Raw genomic sequence first — 20792 nt, forward strand, 5'->3', positions numbered from 1 at the left:
CTTGGCATCAAACGTGCATTTACTATCTGGTGCATATAGTCAAAAAATTTAGATCATTTAGGGGGGAGTCGATTGCTTCACTATTCGATTGCAGTCATTCCGGGAGACGGTATTGGTCCAGAGGTGATGGACGAAGGCTTGAAGGTTTTGGCGGCGCTGGAAGAAGCGCACGGCGGGATTCGCTTTACCCGTGACGTCATGGACTGGAACTGCCAGTACTACCTCACGCATGGCAGGATGATGCCGGAAAATGGACTACATACATTGAAGGACTACGATCTGATCTTGCTGGGAGCTGTCGGGGCGCCGGAAGTACCGGATCACGTGTCGGTGTGGGAGCTGATTTTGCCGATTCGCCGTGCCTTCCAGCAGTATGTGAACCTGCGGCCTGTCAAGCTGCTCAAAGGGTTGGAGAGCCCGCTGCGCTACAAAGGGCACGCCGATCTCGACTTCGTCGTCGTCCGGGAAAATACAGAGGGCGAGTATTCCAACATGGGCGGGCGGATGCACCAGGGGACGCCGTACGAGATGGCGGTGCAAAACAACGTATTTACTCGCTACGGCACCGAGCGCATTCTCAAATACGCGTACGCGCTGGCGGAAAAGCGGCCGAAAAAGAGCGTGACGGCGGCGACCAAGTCCAACGGCATCAACCATTCCATGCCTTTCTGGGATGAGATCGTCAAGGAAATCAGCCGGGAGCACCCAGACATTCAGACCAACCTGTATCATATCGACGCATTGGCCGCTTACTTTATCACGCGCCCGGAGACGTTTGACGTGGTGGTTGCCAGCAACCTGTTCGGAGACATTTTGACAGACCTTGGGGCAGCGATTGTCGGCGGCTTGGGGCTGGCACCGTCTGCGAACATCAATCCCGAGCGCAAATACCCGTCCATGTTTGAGCCGATTCATGGCTCTGCGCCCGATATCGCCGGAAAAGGCATCGCCAACCCGATCGCACAGGTGTGGAGCCTCAGCATGATGATGGACCACCTCGACTTGCCGGATGCAAGCGCCGTCATTATGAACGCGATCGAACAAGTGCTGCAGGAGGGCAAGGTGCTGACGCCTGACCTCGGGGGCAAGGCGACGACAAAGGAAGTGGGAGACGAGCTTGTCCGGCACATCTACCTGGCAACCAGATAAAAACAAGGGAGGAAAAGGAGCATGGAACCAAAAACGTATGACCTGTACATCGGCGGAGAATGGATCAAAACAGAGAGCTACATTCCCGTTTTTCACAAATACAGCGGCGAGTGCATCGCGCATATCGCCCGCGCCGAACAGCAGCACGTCACGACGGCGGTAGAAGCGGCCTGGCAGACGTTCAAGCAGGATAAGCTGACGCCGTTTCAGCGCTATCAAATTTTGCTGAAGGCTTCCGCGCTGATGGAGGAGCGCCGCGAGGAAATGGAGCTGTCGCTGATTCGCGAAGTGGGGAAAACGCGCAAGGACGCGCAGAACGAGCTGGATCGCACGATCAACACGCTGCGCCTGTCGGCGGAGGAAGCGAAAAAAATTCACGGCGAAATGATTCCGCTGCAATCGACGGAAGGCTCGGAAAATCGCCTGGGCTTTACGATCCGCGTACCTAAAGGCGTCATCGGAGCGATTACTCCGTTCAACTACCCGCTTTTGCTCAGCACGCACAAGATCGCTCCGGCGCTCGCCGCGGGAAATACGTTGGTAGTCAAGCCGGCGACGGTCACGCCGATCGCGACCTTTCTTTTGCTGGACGTATTGGAGGAAGCGGGCCTGCCCAAAGGGTATGTGAACATCGTGACAGGCGCAGGCAGCGAGGTGGGAGAATGGCTGCTGGATGAGGAACGCATCGCCATGTACACCTTCACCGGGTCGGGCGAGGTGGGCCGCCATATCAAGGAGCGCAGCGGCATGCGTCCAGTGGCGCTGGAGCTTGGCAACAACTCGCCCAATCTCGTACACCACGATGCAGACCTGGAGCTGGCGGCCCGTCAGACAGCCGCGCGCAGCTTTCATAACGCAGGCCAGGCGTGCATCGCCGTGCAGCGCATTTACGTACACGAGGACGTGGTGGAAAAGTTCAGCGAGCTGTACATCGCGCACGTCAAGCAGTTGAAAGTAGGCAATCCGGAAGACCCGGAAACAGACGTAGGGCCGATGATTAGCGAAAAAGAAGCCAAACGCACGGAGGAATGGGTGCAGGAAGCGATCAGCCAGGGGGCGCAGTCGCTTTTGCCAGTCAAACGGGAAGGCGCTCTTTTCTATCCGGCGGTGCTCGTCAATACGAAGCCGGAGATGAAGGTCGTGTGCCGGGAAGTGTTTGCTCCTGTCGTGACGATCATTCCGTACAGCGATCTGGAGGACGCTTTTGCCCAGGCCAACGATTCGGAGTACGGCTTGCAGGCGGGAATTTTCACCCGCGATCTGAATGTCGCGATGAAAGCGGCGCGTACCTTGGAATACGGCGGTGTCGTCATCAACGACGTCTCGACCTACCGCAACGACGTCATGCCGTATGGCGGCGTGAAAAACAGCGGACTGGGCAAGGAAGGCCCGCGCTACGCCGTAGAAGAAATGACCGACGAAAGAATGGTGGTGATTAATCTATGAACGGACAACTGCTGCAAGGAAAAACCGCGCTGGTAACAGGTGCCGGGTCAGGGATGGGAAAAGCGATCGCCAAGCTGTTTGCCGCAGAAGGAGCCAATGTCATCCTCGCTGATCTAAACGAAGAAGCCGCTTTGCAGGTGGTCGCCGAATTGCCGGAAGGAAGCGGCCACGCGGTGCAAGCCGATGTAGCTGACGATGAGAGCGTAGCCGCGCTCGTCCGGGAAACGCTCGATGTCTACGGAGCGCCCGATGTGCTGGTCAATTGCGCCGGAGTGCCACAGGCGTTCACCCCTATCGAGGAGCTGACGCTCGCCCAATGGGATCGGATCATGTCCGTCAATACCAAATCGATCTATTTGACGACCAGGCATGCGGTTCCGCATATGAAAGCGAAAAACAAAGGAAGCATCATCAACATCGCCTCGATTGCCGGGATTCGCGCGCGGCCTGGCCTCAACGCCTACTGCGCCTCCAAAGGAGCGGCGATCATGCTGAGCAAGGCTTTGGCGATCGAGCTGGCCCCTCATCACATCCGGGTCAATGTCATCAATCCGGGCCCGGCCGAGACGCCGATGCTGGGCAAATTCATCAACGGGGACGAAGCAGAGGTAGAAGCCGGGAAAAAAGATATTTTCATCAGTAGCGTTCCGCTGGGGGAGCTGATTCAGCCGGAGGATATCGCGCAAGCCGCCCTGTACCTGGCATCTGATCTGTCGAAAATCGTGACGGGCGAGGTCATGAATGTGGACGGTGGAAGAGGAATCTAGTAGCTAGTCAAATGAGCGGAATTTTCATATTATTAAATAAATTAAAAACAAACAAACACAAATAGGGGGTATTGCAATATGTCTCGAAAGAAGTGGAGTTTCGTGCTATCTGGCATCATGTCTGTTTCGTTATTACTGGCGGCATGCGGAGGCGGAGGCGGTCAACAGGCCGCCCAGCCTTCCGGACAAGGCGGGGGACAGCCAGCCGCGCAAACGGGAGCGCCGTCGAGCGACGGGCAAAGCTATGTCTTCAAGGCGGGGCACTCCTTGACCGAAGATCACCCGTACCATCTGGCGCTGAAAAAGATGGCCGAGGATGTAGACAAGCGTTCGAACGGAAAAGTGAAAATCGAGGTGTATCCATTGAGCCAACTCGGGGCCGAGCGGGAGCTGACAGAGGCACTGACGTTTGGAACGGCAGATATGTCGATTACGTCAACCGCGCCTGTCACGAATTTTTATGCCAAGCTGGGCGTGCTCGACCTGCCTTTCCTGTTTGAGAGCCGCGAGCAAGCGTACAAGGTGCTCGATGGAAAAGTCGGAGAAGAGATGCTGAAAAACTTGGAAAGCGCCAACCTCGTTGGCCTGGCTTGGGCTGAAAACGGTTTCCGCCACATCACGAACGGAACGAAAGACATCAAGAAGCCGGAGGACGTCTCCGGCATGAAGATTCGCACCCAGGAAAATCCGATTCACCTCGCTGCCTTCGAGACGCTGGGCGCCAAGCCGACGCCGATGGCATGGACAGAGGCGTTGACCGCTTTGCAGCAAGGAGTGGTAGACGCGCAGGAAAATCCGGCGATCGTCGCACAGACCTACAAGCTGTACGATTCGAAGCAAACGCACATGTCGCTGACCGGGCACGTGTACTCCGCGGCGATGATTTTGTTCAGCAAGCCGGTGTGGGACAAACTTCCCGCAGACGTTCAGCAACTGATTGCGGAAGAAGCGAAAAAAGCCGGGCAGTACGAGCGTGAGCTGATGATTAAGATGGAGGAAGAAGCGATTGCCAACCTCAAGGCAAAAGGGGTTGTCGTGACAGAGGACGTCGACAAGCAGGCTTTCCGCGAGGCCATGAAGCCTGTGTACGACAAGTTTTCCGACCAGTTTGGCAAAGAGCTGGTGGATGAAATCGTCAACACGAAATAAACGGCAAAAGGGAGAGGGGCCAGGCGGCTTTTCTCCCCCCTTTTCCGCGAAAGGAGAAACTGTGTGAGCAATCTCATATCCAAACTAAACAGCGCTCTGCGTCTCGTCATTATTGCCTTGCTGGCCGTGATGGTCGTCGCCGTCTTCCTGCAAGTCCTTTTCCGCTTTTTCCTTGACCAGCCGCTGGCCTGGACAGAGGAGCTGGCGCGCTATCTTTTGATCTGGATTACTTTTCTCGGCTCCGCTTATGCCATGGCGATCAAGGCCCATATCGGTACCGAATACATCCAAAAGCATTTGTCGCCATTCATGAATAAGGTCGTGTTGATCGTGGCGGCTCTGTGCAGCCTTTTCTTTTTTCTCGTGATGGTTCAGCAAGGCTATCTGCTGTCTGCCAGAAGCATGGTTCAAAAATCACCCACCCTGCTCATTCCCATGGGCTATGTCTACATGGTGATACCTATCAGCGGTGTTCTGCTCATCATGAACGTGATTCATGTGACATGGAAAGACATTACCGGGAAGGAGTGAGCCATCGTGGGCACGATATTGTTTTTGACGCTGCTTGTGCTTTTAATCATTAACGTCCCGATTGCGGTTGCGTTGGGGCTGTCGGTAGTCGTGGCCTTTATAGTCGAAGGAAATATTCCGCTTTTGGTCGTCATTCAAAAAATGTTTAACGGAACTGATTCGTTCCCGCTCATGGCGATTCCGTTTTTTCTGCTGGCGGGCAAGCTGATGGAAACGGGCGGGATCTCGGCAAGGCTGATTCGCTTTGCCAATACGATCGTCGGCAATTTGCCCGGCGGACTGGCTATCGTGGCGGTTCTCGGGTGCACCTTTTTCGCCGCGATCTCGGGCTCGTCGGCTGCGACGACGGCTGCTGTAGGGGGCATTCTGATTCCGCACATGGTTAAAAAAGGGTACGATGTGCGCTTTTCCTCGGCGCTGCACGCAGCAGGCGGAACGATTGGCGTCATGATTCCTCCCAGCGTGCCGATGGTGCTGTACGGAGTGGCAGCGAGCACGTCGATTAACGATCTGTTCATCGCGGGCATCGGCCCGGGCATTCTTGTCGCGATCTCGCTCATCATCTACGCGTACTGGGTCAGCAAAAAGCAGGGCTGGGGCGGCGGAGAAAAGCATTCGGCAAAAGAAATCTGGCAGGCGTTCAAAGATGCGATTTTGGCGATTCTCATGCCAGTCATTATTCTGGGCGGGATTTACGGCGGCGTCTTTACATCGACGGAAGCTGCGGTCGTGGCGGTCGTGTACGGGCTTGTCGTCGGCCTGTTCGTTTACCGGGAGATCAAGTGGCGGGACCTGGGCGAAATTTTCAACAGCGCAGCCAGCATGACGGCTGTCATCATGCTGATTATTGCGACCGCCAACGCGTTCGGGTTTTTGATGACGAGAGAAAACATTCCCCAGGAGATCGCGCAGTTCATGCTGGGGATTACGGATAGCACGATCATTACGCTGTTGATTATCAATATACTGCTCCTGATTCTCGGTACGTTCATGGAGACGGCAGTGACCATCATTCTCCTGACTCCGATTCTGTTGCCGATCATTCACACACTGGGGATTGATCCCGTCCTGTTCGGCGTTATCATGGTCGTCAACTCGGCCATTGGCATGTTGACTCCTCCGGTCGGAATTAATCTGTTGGTAGCGGGAAATATTGCCAAGCTGTCGAATACAGAAATTGAGAAGGCAGCCATTCCGTTTCTGATCCTGTTATGTGTAGATTTGATGCTGATTACGTACATTCCGGAAATCAGCCTGTTCCTCGTCAATCTGAGCAAGTAGCGAAGGAGAGAGTATGCGTGGACTATCAACAGCAATTAGTGAGTCTGCTAGGAGAAGACAGGGTGACGACCAACCCGACCGTTCTTGTGCACCACAGCCATGACGAATCGTATCACACGCCGCATTTGCCGGACGTAGTCGTGTTTCCGCAGACGGCGGCAGAGGTCAGCGCAATCCTGAAGCTGGCCAATGAAAAGCGGATTGCGGTGACGCCGTTTGGACTGGGCACCAGCCTGGAAGGGCACGCGATTCCGTACGCGGGTGGCATCAGCATGGACTTTTCGCTGATGAACCAGGTGCTGGAGGTGCGGCCGCAAGATTTTCTCGTGCGGGTGCAGCCAGGCGTGACGCGCACCCAGCTAAATCGCGAGCTGAAAAAGCACGGCTTGTTTTTTTCCGTGGACCCTGGGGCTGACGCGACGCTGGGCGGCATGGCGGCCACCAATGCGAGCGGAACGACCTCGGTACGCTACGGAGTGATGCGCGATCAGGTTCGCGATCTGGAAGTGGTGCTGGCCGATGGCCGTATCATCCATACGGGCAGCATGACAGCCAAGTCTTCGTCCGGGTATCACCTGACCGGAATGTTCGTCGGCTCGGAAGGGACATTGGGCGTGTTCACCGAGCTGACGCTGCGCGTGTACGGGATTCCGGAGGTGACGATGGCAGCGCGGGCCAGCTTCCCGACAGTTCAGGACGCGGTAGATACTGTCGTCGATATTCTCGGAGCCGGGATTCAGGTGGCGCGGATCGAACTGGTTGACGAGCGCTCCATTCGCCAGGTGAATTTGTACAAAGAGACGAGCTACCCGGAAAACCCGACGCTTTTTATCGAGTTTCACGGCAGCGAGCAGAGCTTGGCGCACGACATCGAGTTTGCCCAGACGATCGCGACCGAGCACGGCTGCACGCAGTTTTTGTTCGAGACCGATTCCAAGGCGCGGGCTGTGCTCTGGGATGCCCGCCACAATCTGGCCTACGCCTTCGTGCATAAGTCGCCAGGGAAAAAGATGATGGTGACAGACGTATGCGTGCCGTTTTCCGAACTGGCCGGAGCAGTGGTCGACGCCCGACAGGCTATTGACCGCTCGGGTCTGGACGGAGCCGTACTAGGGCATGTGGGCGACGGAAACTACCACGCGATTGTGATGATAGACGTCCATGATCCCGAGGAAATGGCGCGCGCCGAGGCGCTGAATGCGCATCTGGTAGAGTACGCGCTCGGCAGAGGCGGGACGTGCACCGGAGAGCACGGCGTCGGAGTCGGCAAGGTCAAATACCAGCGCAAGGAGCACGGAGCGGCGCTGGACGTGATGCGGTCGATGAAGCAAGTCCTCGATCCGAACGGCATTTTGAACCCGGGAAAAATATTCGACAAATAATGACAGCCTGCATTCTGAATGCGCAACAGAATGCAGGTTTTCTTTTTGCGAAAAGTGGAGCGCCGGAAAGGAGAACAAACTGCAATGTGGAATGTAGAAGATTGGTAAATAAACATTTCGCAAGGCAGGGAGGCAGGTATGAAGTCGATTGTTGAGATTGCCAAGGCAGCAGGTATCGATGAACAGGATCTGGAGCTTTACGGAAAGTATAAGGCAAAAATCTCTGATGAGCTGTGGGATAAAATAAAAGACCGACCTGATGGCAAGCTGATTCTCGTTACCGCGATGAATCCCAATCCGGCAGGAGCAGGCAAGACGCTGACCACGATTGGTTTGTCGCAGTCGCTCAATCTGCTTGGAAAAAGGACGATTGCAGCGCTCCGCGAGCCGTCCCTTGGCCCGTGCATGGGGATAAAAGGAGGAGCTACCGGAAGCGGCAAGGCGCAAATCCTCCCTGCGGATGAAATCAATCTGCATTTTACTGGCGACATTCACGCCATTACCGCGGCGCACAATTTGCTTGCGGCGATGATCGACAACCATATTTTCCACGGCAATCCGCGGGGCATCAATCCGAAAAAAATCGTCTGGAAACGGGCGATGGACATGAACGACCGCGCGCTCAGAAATATCGTGGTCGGGCTGGGAGACGGCAACGGCATGACGCGCGAAGACGGCTTCATGATTACGACCGCATCGGAAATCATGGCGATTTTGTGCCTGAGCGAGAACCTCGCCGACTTGCGCGAGCGGCTGAACCACATCATCATCGGCTACGATTTTGAAGACAAGCCAGTCCGGGCGGAAGAAATCAATGCGGTCGAGGCGATGTGCGTACTGCTCAAGGAAGCGATCAAGCCAAACCTCGTGCAAACGATTGAGGGCACGCCAGTCATCGTCCACGGTGGTCCGTTTGCGAATATCGCGCACGGATGCAGCAGCGTGATCGGCACGAAGACAGCCTTGAAGCTGGCCGACTACGTCGTAACGGAAGCGGGCTTCGGCGCTGACCTGGGCGCGGAGAAGTTTTTTGACATCAAGTGCAGAAAAGCCGGGCTGACGCCATCGGCAGCAGTCGTGGTCATTACCGTGCGTTCCTTGAAGTACAACGCCGGAATCAAAGTGCCGGATTTGGCCGAAGAAAACCTCGCCGCATTGGAAAAAGGCTTCGCCAACGTGCGTCGCCATCTGGAAAACTTGCAGAAGTTCGGCGTGCCGGCGGTTGTAGCGATCAACCATTTTGCCACTGATACCCAAGCGGAGATCGACGCAGTCATGGCGCTGTGCCAGGAGGCAGGTGCCGAGGCGGCGCTGTCCAAGGCGTGGGCAGAAGGCGGAGAAGGCGCAATCGAACTGGCGGAAAAAGTGACGCGCGCGGCAGAGCGCCCTGGGCAATTCCGCTTTTTGTACGAAGAAGACCTCGGCGTGAAGGAAAAGATTGAGACGGTGGTCAAAGAAATTTACCGCGGCTCCGGGGTAGTCTTTTCGCCGCTGGCGACAAAAACGATCCAGAAGGTAGAGGAAATGGGGCTGTCCCATCTGCCTGTGTGCATGGCGAAGACGCCGTACTCCTTTACAGATCGGGCCGATCAGCTTGGCGCCCCTGTCGGTTTTACCATTCAGGTGAGCGAAGTGCGGATTTCGGCAGGAGCAGGCTTCATCGTCGCCTTGACCGGAAGCCTGGTGACGATGCCGGGACTCCCGAAGAAACCTGCGGCCGAATCGCTGTATGTGGATGAGCACGGGCACGTGGAAGGGCTGAGCTAAACGAAGAAGTCAAAAGTGGACGACAGGCTGACACCAACAACAAGCTGTCAGACTTTTTACGATTTTTTCGCAATTATTTCGCAGAAAGTAGTTTACTTGTCAAACAATTTGGGTATAGATTTTGTGTGGAAAAAAATCCAAGCCATTATTTTAAAGTTAACCCACATTTTTCCGATGTTGTGCTATAGTATTTTTATACAGATAAAACGACAAAAAATGACAAAGGCAAACCTGTTGAAAGGCAGGGACGCAAAGCCACGGGTCTAAGGCAAGCAGAGCGCATCTTCTGCTGCTACGATAGCCGGGTTGCCATGCCGTACACGTAAGAAGGCTGTCCGGGTGGCAGTCTTTTTTGTTGCCAAAAAAAGATAGGAGGTACAGCGTGAGATGGAATCCAGTTTGAAGAAAAAGCTAATCGTCGTCATGTGCCTGCTCTTGATTGTCAGCTTGGGTACGGTCTGCGGTGCCAGCTACTACAGCTCGTCGCAGTTGCTGTCGTCCAGCCTGGACAAAGAAGCGGAACTTACGGCCAGCAATCTTTCCATCAGAATCGACAGCTTTTTCCAAGAAAAAATCGGAATTGTTGAAACGATCGGAGAGATGATTTCCGCCGACAACAATTTCGACCATGACTTGAAGCTGATTCAGGAGGCGCAGAAGAAAAACCCCGAGTTTGAGACGTTTTTCTTTTCCTATGACCTGAGCGGCAAAAAAGTCATCAACTTCAAGGGCGAGGAGACGAACCCGTCTGATCGTCCGCATTTTCAGGAGGCAGGACGAGGCGAGGGGAAAATCATCGTTTCCGAGCCGGTCGTGTCGCAGCGGACAGGCAACTACATCGTGACGATCATCGTTCCGCTGATGAAGGACAATCGCCAATACGGCTATGTCGGTTCGACCATTCCGATCAACGAGATTCAGAAGACCGTTTCCGAGGAGAAGTTCGGACATAGCGGTTATGCCTTTTTGGTGAGCAAAAAAGGAACGTATATTTGGCATCCGAACAGCGAAGTCATTTTGAAGCAGTCGGTGCTCGACAGCAATATTCCTGAGTTGAAAACCGCCTTTGAAGCAACGGCACAGGGCGGTCGCGGAATCATTCAATACGAAGAGGGACAAGCGGCGCAATTCGCCTCCTACGCTTCGACCAGATTGAACTGGGGAGTGTTCATCACTGCTCCGGCCAAAGACCTGCACGCTCCGGTCAACGAACTGTCGATCAAGCTGCTGGCTATTTCCTTGGTCGTTCTGGCGGTGGGCATCATTTTCGTGTACTGGCTGTCGGTTCGTTTGGTTCGACCGATCCAGCGTCTGAACCAGGCCGTCAATGTCGTCGCCCAGGGCAATCTCACAGAGACGGTCACGGTGGCCGGAAAAGATGAGATCGCAGTGCTTTCCCGCGACTTCAACCAGACCGTCTCGCACTTGAAAGGCTTGATCGAAGGCGTGTCGCAATCGTCGGAGCAGGTGCTGCGCTTTACGCATGAAGTGTCGGCAGGAATTGAACACGCGACCGAAAACGTAAACCGGATCGGGACGTCAATCAACCAGATTGCCAGCGGGGCCGAGGCACAGGCTACCAGCTCCAAGGACGTCGCCTTGTCCATGAATGACATGGCGGCGGGGATTGTGAAAATTGCAGAGACATCCGCGCATGTGTCCGAAGCGGCGCGCGAGGCATCGGATCAGGCCGAGCAAGGCGCAGCAGTCGTCGAGCAGGCCGTCCGGCAAATGGGCAGCATCGGAGAGGGCACGACCAGAGCGGCTGAAGCCATTGAGCGCTTGAACAGCCGATCCAAGGAGATCGAAGGGATTCTCGATACGATCAGCCAGTTAACCTCGCAAATCAACCTGCTTGCGCTCAACGCGTCGATTGAGGCAGCGCGGGCTGGCGAGCACGGCCGCGGCTTTGCCGTCGTGGCGGGAGAAGTGAAAAATCTGGCGCATCAATCCGAGGAGTCGGCTGCGAAAATCGCGGCGCTGATCGGGGAAATCCAGCAGGATACCCGCCACGCGGTAGAAGTGATGAACACCGGCAATCGCGAGGCGCAGGAAGGCATTTCGATGATCGAAGAGGTGCGGGATATTTTCGCGCATATTTTGGAATCGTCGCGCAATGTTGCCGCCCATATTTTGGAGGTGTCGGCGGCATCGGAGGAAATGTCTGCAGGCTCTGAGCAGGTGAGCGCCTCGGTCGACGAAATGTACAACATTGCCAAGCTTGCCTCGGAAGACGCGCAGAAGGTCGTGGAGGCCACGGCCGAACAGTTGCAAGCCATTCAGGACATTGCCCGTTCGGTCGAGCAGTTGAACACGGTCACGGAGGAGTTGCAGCAGGGCGTAGGCAAGTTCACCTTGTAAGACCTTGTAAGGCTAAAGCCCGTCCCTGGTTAAAGGGGGGATGCCATGTAAGGGATGAGACAGCTCGAAACAGCAGATGGGCATGAGACAGACTGATCGACAATCGGGAGGAGAAGAATCTAATGAAAAAGTGGACAAAAAGAATGATGGCGAGCGCGCTCGCTGCAACGATGCTGATGACTGGAACCGGAGCGTTTGCTGCTACTACAGGCGCGCAAACCGGGCAGACCGCAGCAGTGGAAGCGGTCAAAAAACAGGAAAACAAACAGGAAAACAAACAGTTTGAGTCCCGCCTCGACGAGATTATCGCACGGGGATACATTCTCGTGGGCACACCGGGCGACTACAAGCCGTTCACATATTTGAACCCGAAAACGAACGAATTTGAAGGCTACGACATCGACGCGATGAAAGAGTTTGCGAAAAGCCTTGGAGTAGAAGCGCGCTTCGTGCAAACCTCCTGGCCGACGCTGATGGACGATCTGCTGGCGAACAAATTTGACATCGCGGTCGGCGGCGTGACCCGCAACACCGATCGCCAGAAAAAAGCGCACATGGGCGATCCGTACATCGAGTTCGGAAAAGCTCCGCTGATTCGCGTGCAGGACAAGGACAAGTACAAAAGCCTGGAAGACATCAATAAAAAAGAAGTGCGCATTGGCGTGAATCCGGGCGGTACCAACGAACAGTTCGTGCGCGACCATTTGAAAAACGCTACCGTTACTGTCGTGCAAAACAACCTGGACATCCCTGGCCTTGTCGCCAACGGCACATACGATGTGATGATTACCGACACGATCGAAGCCATGGTGTATTCCAAAGCCGATTCCCGCCTGTACGCGGCTCTGACGGACAAGCCGTTTACCCGCAGCGAAAAAGCGTACATGATTCCGCGCGGCGACTTTATTTTCGCCAGCTATCTCGATGTCTGGATGGACGAAATGAAGCTGCAAGGGAAATTCGACGAGCTGTTCCATAAATGGGTAAAATAATCGCGGTGCCGGGTATGAAAGCGCGATGACGGAAGAAAGCAGTCCTGTCTGGATGATCCGGGCAGGGCTGCTTTTGTTTTTGCAGTTAACGGAGGTATGTTTCTGCGCCAATCTGTTGAGACTAGAGGAAAATGGGCACAAATGCCGTTTGCAATTTTACAGGATGCATGGTACGATTACAGCTATGTTCTTTGTGGGGTGCTTATGTACAATCGGAGATAAAAGGGCATGTTCCGGCTGTAAGGAATAGTGCCCTTTTTTAGTGAGGATTTTATAGAAGAAGGTAAAGTAAAAGGAGACTGACGTTCATTGACTACATTTTATGATTTTGGTTTGCATCATTCTGTTGTAAGAGCGCTTGGCAATATGGGATTCGAAGAGGCGACTGCGATTCAGGAGCAAACCGTTCCTGTTGCTCTGCAAGGCCGGGACTTGATCGGACAGGCGCAAACAGGTACAGGGAAAACGGCTGCATTCGGGATTCCGCTGGTGGAACGCCTCGATGAAAACAACGGCAACATTCAAGGGGTTGTCCTGACGCCGACTCGCGAGCTGGCTGTGCAGGTAGCAGAAGAAATCAACAAGATCGCCCAGTTCAAAAACATTTCCGCGCTGCCGATCTACGGCGGTCAAGACATTACCCGCCAGATCAAGGCGCTGAAAAAGCGTCCGCAAATCATCGTGGCAACGCCGGGACGTTTTATGGACCATATGCGCAGAAGAACCATCCGCCTCGACGCGATCGAGATCGTCGTCCTGGACGAAGCGGATGAAATGCTGAACATGGGCTTCATTGATGACATCAAGGAAATTTTGCAAGAAGTGCCTGACAACCGTCAAACGTTGCTGTTCTCTGCGACTATGCCGAGAGCGATTCAGGAAATCGCGCAGCAGTTCATGACAGAGCCGGCACTGATTTCCGTCAAGCCGAAGGAAGTCACCGTTCCAAACATCGAACAGCAATATATGGAAGTTGCCGAAAAGCAAAAATTCGACGTGCTCTGCCGCTTGCTCGATATTCACTCGCCTGAGCTGGCGATTATTTTCGGGCGCACCAAGCGTCGTGTAGATGAGCTGTCGGAAGCGCTGACCAAGCGCGGCTACGGCGCTGAAGGAATCCACGGCGATTTGAACCAGGCAAAACGCGACAGCGTGCTGCGCAAGTTCAAGGAAGGCACGATCGAGGTGCTGGTGGCGACAGACGTTGCTGCCCGCGGTCTGGATATCAGCGGCGTAACGCACGTATTCAACTTCGACATTCCGCAAGACTCCGAGAGCTACGTTCACCGTATCGGCCGTACGGGTCGTGCCGGGAAAACAGGTCTGGCGATCACGTTTGTCACTTCCCGCGAAATCGACCATCTGCGTCTGATCGAGCGCGCGACAAACCGCCGCATGGAGCGTCGTTCGGTGCCGACGATGGCAGAAGCGTTGGAAGGCCAGCAGCGTTTGACCGTGGAGAAAATTTTGGAGGCGTCCGGCCGCGAAGACTTGAGCGCCTACAAAACATTGGCGGAGCAATTGCTGGAGGATATTGATTCTGTGACGCTCGTGTCTGCTGCCCTCAAGCTGCTGACCAAAGAGCCGGATATGACTCCGGTTCGCCTGACCGAAGAAGCGCCTCTGCGCGTAGGCAAGAAAAAGACGTTCCCGAAAGGAAAAGGCGGATACGGCTCTGGCTCCGGCTTCGGCGGCAAACGCCCACCTCGCCCGCGCAGCGGCGAGTTCCGTCCTCGCAGTGGCGATTCCCGCCCGCGCGGCGGCGAGTCCCGCTCCCGCAGCGGCGAGTCCGCAGGAAGACCATATAACAAACAGCGCTAAGCGCTACCGATAAGGAAAAGCCGATGCAATGGTGATTGCGTCGGCTTTTTTTGCATGCAAGAAAGAAATGGAGAATGAGGGATATTTTGGTAAAAATTTCTCTTGAATTTAAAGCCAATCATTGTCAAAATGGATTCCAGTCAGAATGACTAATAATCGTATAAGGTGGCAGAATCTCCATGGAAAACAGGCATGTCATAGCGTAAATTCTGATACTGATACCTGCGGTAGTTTCCGTTTACTTTTGGTTTAATCCCAAGAGTTTAATACCCCCGGGATATCAATTGGCCGTTGATGGTTACGTCATTTCTAAGACATTAATGTCTATCTTCGCTATGTACACACTTTCAAAACTAGGATACTTCATTCTGAACAAAAAGGATTAGCTGGTTAGCCAATCCTTTTTGTTTGTTACTTGGGGATCACTTTGCGTCGATTAGTTTGTATTCACCGAATTTCGGATTTTTAACAACATAGGTGTTACTAGAGACGACTTTTCCAGTGACCAGGTCAATCATTTCCCTAGTCCCCTCTTCAACGCTATATTTCACTCTGTATCCCATATATACAGTTTTATTGGCAGGGACATTTAATGTGTAGCCAACAGTGCTACTAATGGAACCGCCTACGGTAACGGGTATTCCTTTGATATTACCCGACACACTGGGAGAGAATGTGACAGATTCTTGAGTCGAGGTCAATGCGGAAACGGGAAAAGTGATGAAGGTGGAAAGAGAAGATTTTTAAGGAAAAGAGACTTCGGCTCTGCGGAGCGGAAGTCTTTTTTTTAGCCGTTATTAAGTTTTGGCAACAATAAGGACGACAAATTCGCGCTTTGATTTTGTTGTGACGCGTATGTAAACGCTTTATATTTGAGGTGTGCACATTATCTGTTTAATCATGTCAACATTTTTATAGACAGGGTAAAGGAGGGTCCAGTATGGAGAACTTGGCGACAAAGAACCAATCTTCCGGCGGTGTGCGAGTCTCGGTACAAAAATTTGGGCGGTTTCTCAGTGCGATGGTGATGCCGAACATCGGCGCGTTTATCGCCTGGGGATTGATTACGGCGTTGTTTATCCCCACGGGGCGATGGCCTAATGAGGAACTGGCCAAGTTGGTTGTTCCAATGATTACGTATCTGCTACCGCTTTTGATCGGATACACGGGTGGGAAAATGATTCACGATGTACGTGGCGGTGTCATAGGGGCCGTTGCCACAATGGGGATTATAGTTGGATCAGACATCCCGATGTTTTTGGGAGCAATGATAATGGGACCTCTCGGTGGTTGGATCATGAAAAAAGTGGACCAACTACTTGAAGGCAGAATTCGTTCTGGTTTTGAAATGCTGATTAACAATTTTTCGGCGGGAATAATTGGGGGGGTGCTTGCGATAATAGCATTCCTAGCGATTGGTCCGGTCGTGACTGGTCTTAGCAAAGCACTCGCTTCCGGTGTTCAAGTGATTGTGGATGCAGGATTGCTGCCGCTCGCAAGCATTTTAGTCGAGCCGGCGAAGATGCTGTTTTTGAACAATGCAATTAACCACGGTATTTTTAGTCCGATTGGACTGGAAGAGTCAGTGAGAACAGGGAAATCAATTTTTTTCCTCATGGAGACAAATCCAGGGCCTGGCTTGGGAATCCTATTGGCATATTGGCTGGCAGGGCGCGGCAACGCCAAGCAGTCGGCGCCAGGTGCGGTTATCATTCACTTTTTCGGTGGTATTCACGAAATTTACTTCCCTTACATCTTGATGAATCCGCGCCTCGTTTTGGCGGCAATAGGCGGCGGAATGGCAGGGGTCTTCACCTTCACGCTGCTTGGAGCAGGACTGGTGTCATCGCCATCGCCAGGTAGCATTTTCGCTCTCAGTGCAATGGCTCCGCGGGGCGGCTTGCTGCCAGTGTTGGCAGGGGTTGTTGCAGCGACAGTCGTTTCCTTCGTCATCGCGGCTGCATTGCTGAAAATGGGCGGCAAGTCCGATGAGGACGAGTTGGAAAAAGCGACGGAAAAAATGCAGGAACTGAAAGGCAAAAAGCAACCAGCAGCAGAAGGAGAAGAGGTAGCGGCGGCGAAAGCAGTGGTGGCTGCCGATGTGAAAAAAGTAGTCTTTTCTTGCGACGCTGGTATGGGCTCCAGCGCAATGGGGGCGGCATCCCTGCGCAAAAAGTTCAAGGATGCCGGACTTGGCGAGATCACGGTTATCAACACCGCGATCAACGACATTCCTGATGATGCCGACATCGTCATTACGCACAAGTCGCTGACAGAGAGAGCGCGGGCAAAAGCACCGTCTGCCGAGCACATCTCCATTGATAACTTCTTGAATAGTCCGGAGTATGACAAGTTGGTCAAACGGCTGGGGTAAAAGGGGATCAACGCTAGTGAAAGCTAGCGTTTTCCCTCTTTGGCGTTAAGGAGGGAGCAAGGGCATGCATGTATCCTCACGGCAGCGATCGATCATGGAAATTTTATTGCAGGAGAAAAAGGGCATAACCGTAGCGCAGATCGCCGAGCGAATCGGCGTGAGCACGCGAACCGTCCACAGGGAGCTGGACGCCCTCGACCCGCTGTTTGCCGAAAGCGGTCTGGAACTGGTGCGCAAGACGGGGGCCGGGGTAGAGGTTGTAGGCACACCCGAGCAAAAGCTGGCGCTGAAAATGTCTGTCCTGCACCAGACGACGACGGAGTTTACCGCCGAGGAACGCAAGGCGATCATCCTCTGCTCCCTGCTGGCAGCCACAGAACCCGTCAAGTTGATTTCGCTGGCGATTGATCTGAAGGTAACGACCGCCACGATCAGCCACGACCTGGACGATCTCGAGGAACTGCTCGGCCGTTACGACCTGACCTTGCTGAGAAAGCGAGGATACGGAGTCGAGCTGCTGGGAAACGAGGCGTCCAAAAGAAAGGCGATCAGCCGTTTGATTGCCGAGCATCTCGATGACCACGAGCTGATCGGGATTATTAAGGAAAACATTCAAAACAAATCTTCGCGGGACATGGACTCGATTTCCCGGCGGCTTTTGTCACTGATCGACCGGGAAAAGCTGATGAAGGTGGAAAATGCCCTGAGCCACCTCGAAGCCGAGCTGCCGTATCCGCTCGCGGACAGCGCCTATATCGGCCTGGTCGCGCATTTGGCACTGGCGATGGAGCGGATTGAAAAAGGCGAAAAGATTCGCTTCGACGAGCATACGCTGAGCGAGCTGGCGGGAACCCCCGAATACGTCGTCGCCAAAAACATCATGGAACGGCTGCAGCACATCTTTCAGATGGAGATTCCGCAGGATGAAATCGGCTATATTACGATGCATTTGCGTGGAGCGAAGCTGCGGCAGTCCCCCGAGGACGCCGTCTGGCCGGAAAATACCGAGCTGGCCGCCTTGACCGCACGCTTCATTGCCCTGTGCGAAGAGCGTCTGGGGCTTTCGCTGCGGGAGGACACGTCTTTGTTTCACGGCCTGCTGACGCATCTGGAGCCGGCGCTGTACAGGCTCAGGCGTCAGATGGAGATTCACAATCCGATCCTCGGCCAGATCAAGCAAAACTACCCGGAGCTGTTTACGGTGGCGAAGGAGGTGGTGGCGGTCCTCCTGCCTGAGCTGCAAGTGCCGGAGGAAGAGGTTGGCTATCTGGTCATGCATCTGGGGGCAGCGCTGGAGAGGGGGCGGCTGGAGCACCATCGCTATCGCGCACTGGTCGTCTGCTCCAGCGGCATCGGCTCGTCGAAGATTTTGGCGACGCGCATCAAAAAGGAAATTCCCGAGATCGTCAGCTTGCGCAACTTGTCCATGTTTGATCTGGGCAACGTGCCGCGCAGCGACTACGATCTGATTATTTCCACCCTGCCGCTGGCGCTCGACCCGGCAGAATACGTAGTCGTCAGCCCGCTGCTGCCGCAGGACGACATTCAAAAAATCAAGTTTCATCTGCACAACCGCCCGGTCCAGGTGGGGGCGGCGAAAAAGGAAAGCAAAATTGTGCCGCCTGGCAGGCAGTCGCAGGAGCAACTGAAGGCGATGCAGCTCTATGCCACTTACGCCAATCAAATTCTCGATGGCTTATGGGGACAGCGCGTCAGTAACAGCCAGCACGATATGCCAGCTCTTTTGCGGGACATTTGCACAGAGCTGGAAAAACGGGAAACCGTCTTTGCGGCAGAGGCGGTCGTCGAGCAATTGATCGCACGCGAAAAGCTCGGCGGGCTAGGCATCCCCGGCACGTCCATGGCGCTGTTCCACGGCAGAAACGAGGCGGTGCAGAAAGCGTCGTTCACTTTTCACCGCCTGGAGCAGCCCGTATTGCTTCGCTCGATGGATGAAGAGGAGATGCAGGTTGACCTGCTGCTGCTTCTGCTGGGGCCAAAGGAAGTGCCCAAGGAAGGGCTGGAGGTGCTCAGCGAGGTCAGCTCACTTTTGATCGAGGAAGACATGCAGAACTTGTTGCAGACAGGAGAACCACAGCGCATTGCTGATTATATAGCAGGCAGGCTATATGCCTTTTGCCTGAAAAAGACAGGATGGGAGAGAACAAAATGAAAAACATACTGACCACAGAGAAAATCATGCTGAATGCAAAGGCAGCGAACAAGGAAGAAGCGATCAGACTGGCAGGCGAGCTGCTGGTTCGCGCCGGACACGTGACGGCTCAATACGTGGAAAAAATGCTGGAGCGCGAAGAGCTGGCGACCACCTACATCGGCAGCGGCGTAGCGATCCCGCACGGAACGAACGAAGCAAAGGCAGAGATCCAATCCACCGGAATCTCGGTTGTGCAGGTGCCGGATGGCGTCGATTTTGGCGAAGGGAATACGGCGTACCTATTGGTCGGGATTGCGGCAGTAGGCGATGAGCATCTGGAGGTGCTGTCCAATATCGCCATCCTTTGCTCTGAGGAAGAAAACGTGAAGCGGATCGTCCAAGCCTCTACAGCAGAAGAAATCATGGCGATGTTCACCGAGGAGGTGTAGTCGCTCATGCTGGCAGTCCATTTCGGAGCAGGCAATATCGGGCGCGGTTTCATCGGGCAACTGTTGAGACAGGCAGGCTACGAGGTTGTGTTTGTCGATGTGAACACAGCGCTGGTCGACGAGCTGAACCAGAGAAAAATGTATCACGTGCAATTGGCAACAGCAGGAAATCCCCAGTCGGTCGTGGAAGGAGTGCGGGCGATTCACGGGCAGGATGTCGAAGCTGTCGCTGCTGCTATCGCTTCCGCCGATCTGGTGACTACGGCTGTAGGGCCAAACGTCCTCGGGCAGATTTCGGGAGCGATTGCGGCAGGCATTGCGAAGCGACTGGCAGACAATCCGCGTCCGCTTAATGTAATCGCCTGCGAAAACATGATTGGCGGGAGCGCCAAGCTGAAGGAGCACGTTTTCGCGGGGCTCTCCGCAGAGCTGCAGGCACAGGCGACGGAGTTGATCGGTTTCCCGAATGCGGCGGTAGACCGCATCGTGCCGATCCAGCAGCATGAAGACAAGCTGCTCGTTGTGGTAGAGCCGTTTTTCGAGTGGGTCGTGGACCGTTCGCAGTTAGTAGGAGACGTGCCGCAGATCGAAGGCGTCACCTATGTAGACGATTTGGCTCCGTACATCGAGAGAAAGCTGTTTACCGTCAATACCGGCCATGCCGTGATTGCGTATCTCGGCTATCAGTTGGGATTGAAAACGATTGATGAAGCGATGCAAAACGAGAAGGTGGCGAAGGCTGCGAGAGGCGCCTTGCAGGAGACAGGAGCGCTTTTGGTAGCCAAGTACGGCTTTGACGAGCAGGCGCATACGCAGTATATCGAGAAAATATTGGCGCGCTTCACGAATCCGCTGCTCTCGGACGAAGTGGTCCGGGTAGGGCGTTCGCCGCTGCGCAAGCTGTCCCGCCACGATCGGCTGGTAGGCCCTGCGCTGGAATGCATGGAGAGAGGAATCAGTCCCGAGCATTTGGGGTTGGCGATTGCCGCAGCGCTGTTGTTCGACTCGCCAGAGGACGAAGAAGCGGTGCGCATCCAGTCAGACTTGAAACTGTTCGGGTGGGAATATGCGTTGCACAACAACACGGGCATTCCGGCAGGCCATCCGCTGGAGGAAGTGGTGCGCAGACAAGCCCGGCTGATGCAGGAGTGGACCAGTACCAAGTAAA

At 54.4% G+C, this 20792-nt stretch carries 15 protein-coding genes and 1 riboswitch; all 15 genes read left to right on the forward strand.

Annotated elements, in window-relative coordinates:
* Nucleotides 1–72 precede the first annotated feature (72 nt).
* Entirely contained in the window at nt 73–1149 is a 1077-nt protein-coding gene (locus tag AC3WJN_RS03705) for a tartrate dehydrogenase (RefSeq protein WP_007779288.1), read from the forward strand.
* A 21-nt stretch (nt 1150–1170) separates the two neighbouring features.
* Nucleotides 1171–2595, forward strand: coding sequence for an aldehyde dehydrogenase family protein (locus AC3WJN_RS03710; protein WP_007779291.1), 1425 nt, complete (start codon nt 1171–1173; stop codon nt 2593–2595).
* Nucleotides 2592–3362, forward strand: coding sequence for an SDR family oxidoreductase (locus tag AC3WJN_RS03715; protein ID WP_005835152.1), 771 nt, complete (start codon nt 2592–2594; stop codon nt 3360–3362). The genes AC3WJN_RS03710 and AC3WJN_RS03715 overlap by 4 nt, the downstream gene beginning before the upstream one ends.
* 78 nt (nt 3363–3440) lie before the next feature.
* Complete coding sequence (locus tag AC3WJN_RS03720; protein WP_005835150.1) at nt 3441–4511, forward strand: TRAP transporter substrate-binding protein; 1071 nt, start codon at nt 3441–3443, stop codon at nt 4509–4511.
* Nucleotides 4512–4574: 63 nt separating this feature from the next.
* Nucleotides 4575–5042: a TRAP transporter small permease gene (locus tag AC3WJN_RS03725; protein ID WP_005835149.1), complete on the forward strand. Its 468-nt coding sequence runs from the start codon at nt 4575–4577 to the stop codon at nt 5040–5042.
* Between the two features lie 6 nt (nt 5043–5048).
* A complete protein-coding gene (locus AC3WJN_RS03730; protein ID WP_005835148.1) occupies nt 5049–6323 on the forward strand; it encodes a TRAP transporter large permease in 1275 nt (424 codons plus the stop codon).
* A gap of 17 nt (nt 6324–6340) precedes the next feature.
* Entirely contained in the window at nt 6341–7705 is a 1365-nt protein-coding gene (locus AC3WJN_RS03735) for an FAD-binding oxidoreductase (protein ID WP_007779314.1), read from the forward strand.
* Nucleotides 7706–7819: 114 nt separating this feature from the next.
* Nucleotides 7820–9472: a formate--tetrahydrofolate ligase gene (locus tag AC3WJN_RS03740; RefSeq protein WP_255344282.1), complete on the forward strand. Its 1653-nt coding sequence runs from the start codon at nt 7820–7822 to the stop codon at nt 9470–9472.
* Nucleotides 9473–9686: 214 nt separating this feature from the next.
* Nucleotides 9687–9786, forward strand: a riboswitch (cyclic di-GMP riboswitch).
* A 73-nt stretch (nt 9787–9859) separates the two neighbouring features.
* A complete protein-coding gene (locus tag AC3WJN_RS03745; RefSeq protein WP_007779320.1) occupies nt 9860–11833 on the forward strand; it encodes a methyl-accepting chemotaxis protein in 1974 nt (657 codons plus the stop codon).
* Nucleotides 11834–11955: 122 nt separating this feature from the next.
* Nucleotides 11956–12825 carry a transporter substrate-binding domain-containing protein gene (locus AC3WJN_RS03750; protein WP_005835143.1) on the forward strand — a complete coding sequence of 290 codons (870 nt, stop codon included), beginning with the start codon at nt 11956–11958 and terminating at the stop codon, nt 12823–12825.
* 309 nt (nt 12826–13134) lie between these two features.
* Nucleotides 13135–14646, forward strand: a complete 1512-nt coding sequence (gene cshA, locus AC3WJN_RS03755) for a degradosome RNA helicase CshA (protein WP_007779327.1) — start codon at nt 13135–13137, stop codon at nt 14644–14646.
* A gap of 940 nt (nt 14647–15586) precedes the next feature.
* Nucleotides 15587–17020, forward strand: a complete 1434-nt coding sequence (locus tag AC3WJN_RS03760) for a PTS mannitol transporter subunit IIBC (RefSeq protein WP_007779330.1) — start codon at nt 15587–15589, stop codon at nt 17018–17020.
* Between the two features lie 64 nt (nt 17021–17084).
* Nucleotides 17085–19193, forward strand: a complete 2109-nt coding sequence (locus AC3WJN_RS03765; protein ID WP_025844597.1) for a BglG family transcription antiterminator — start codon at nt 17085–17087, stop codon at nt 19191–19193.
* The gene (locus AC3WJN_RS03770) at nt 19190–19624 is read left to right on the forward strand and encodes a PTS mannitol transporter subunit IIA (RefSeq protein ID WP_007777394.1); all 435 of its coding nucleotides are present in this window, start codon (nt 19190–19192) and stop codon (nt 19622–19624) included. The genes AC3WJN_RS03765 and AC3WJN_RS03770 overlap by 4 nt, the downstream gene beginning before the upstream one ends.
* 6 nt (nt 19625–19630) lie before the next feature.
* On the forward strand, nt 19631–20791 hold the full coding sequence (locus AC3WJN_RS03775) for a mannitol-1-phosphate 5-dehydrogenase (protein WP_007777392.1): 1161 nt from the start codon (nt 19631–19633) through the stop codon (nt 20789–20791).
* Nucleotide 20792 lies beyond the last annotated feature (1 nt).

Source organism: Brevibacillus sp. FW306-2-1A-C05A (genome assembly GCF_058781555.1).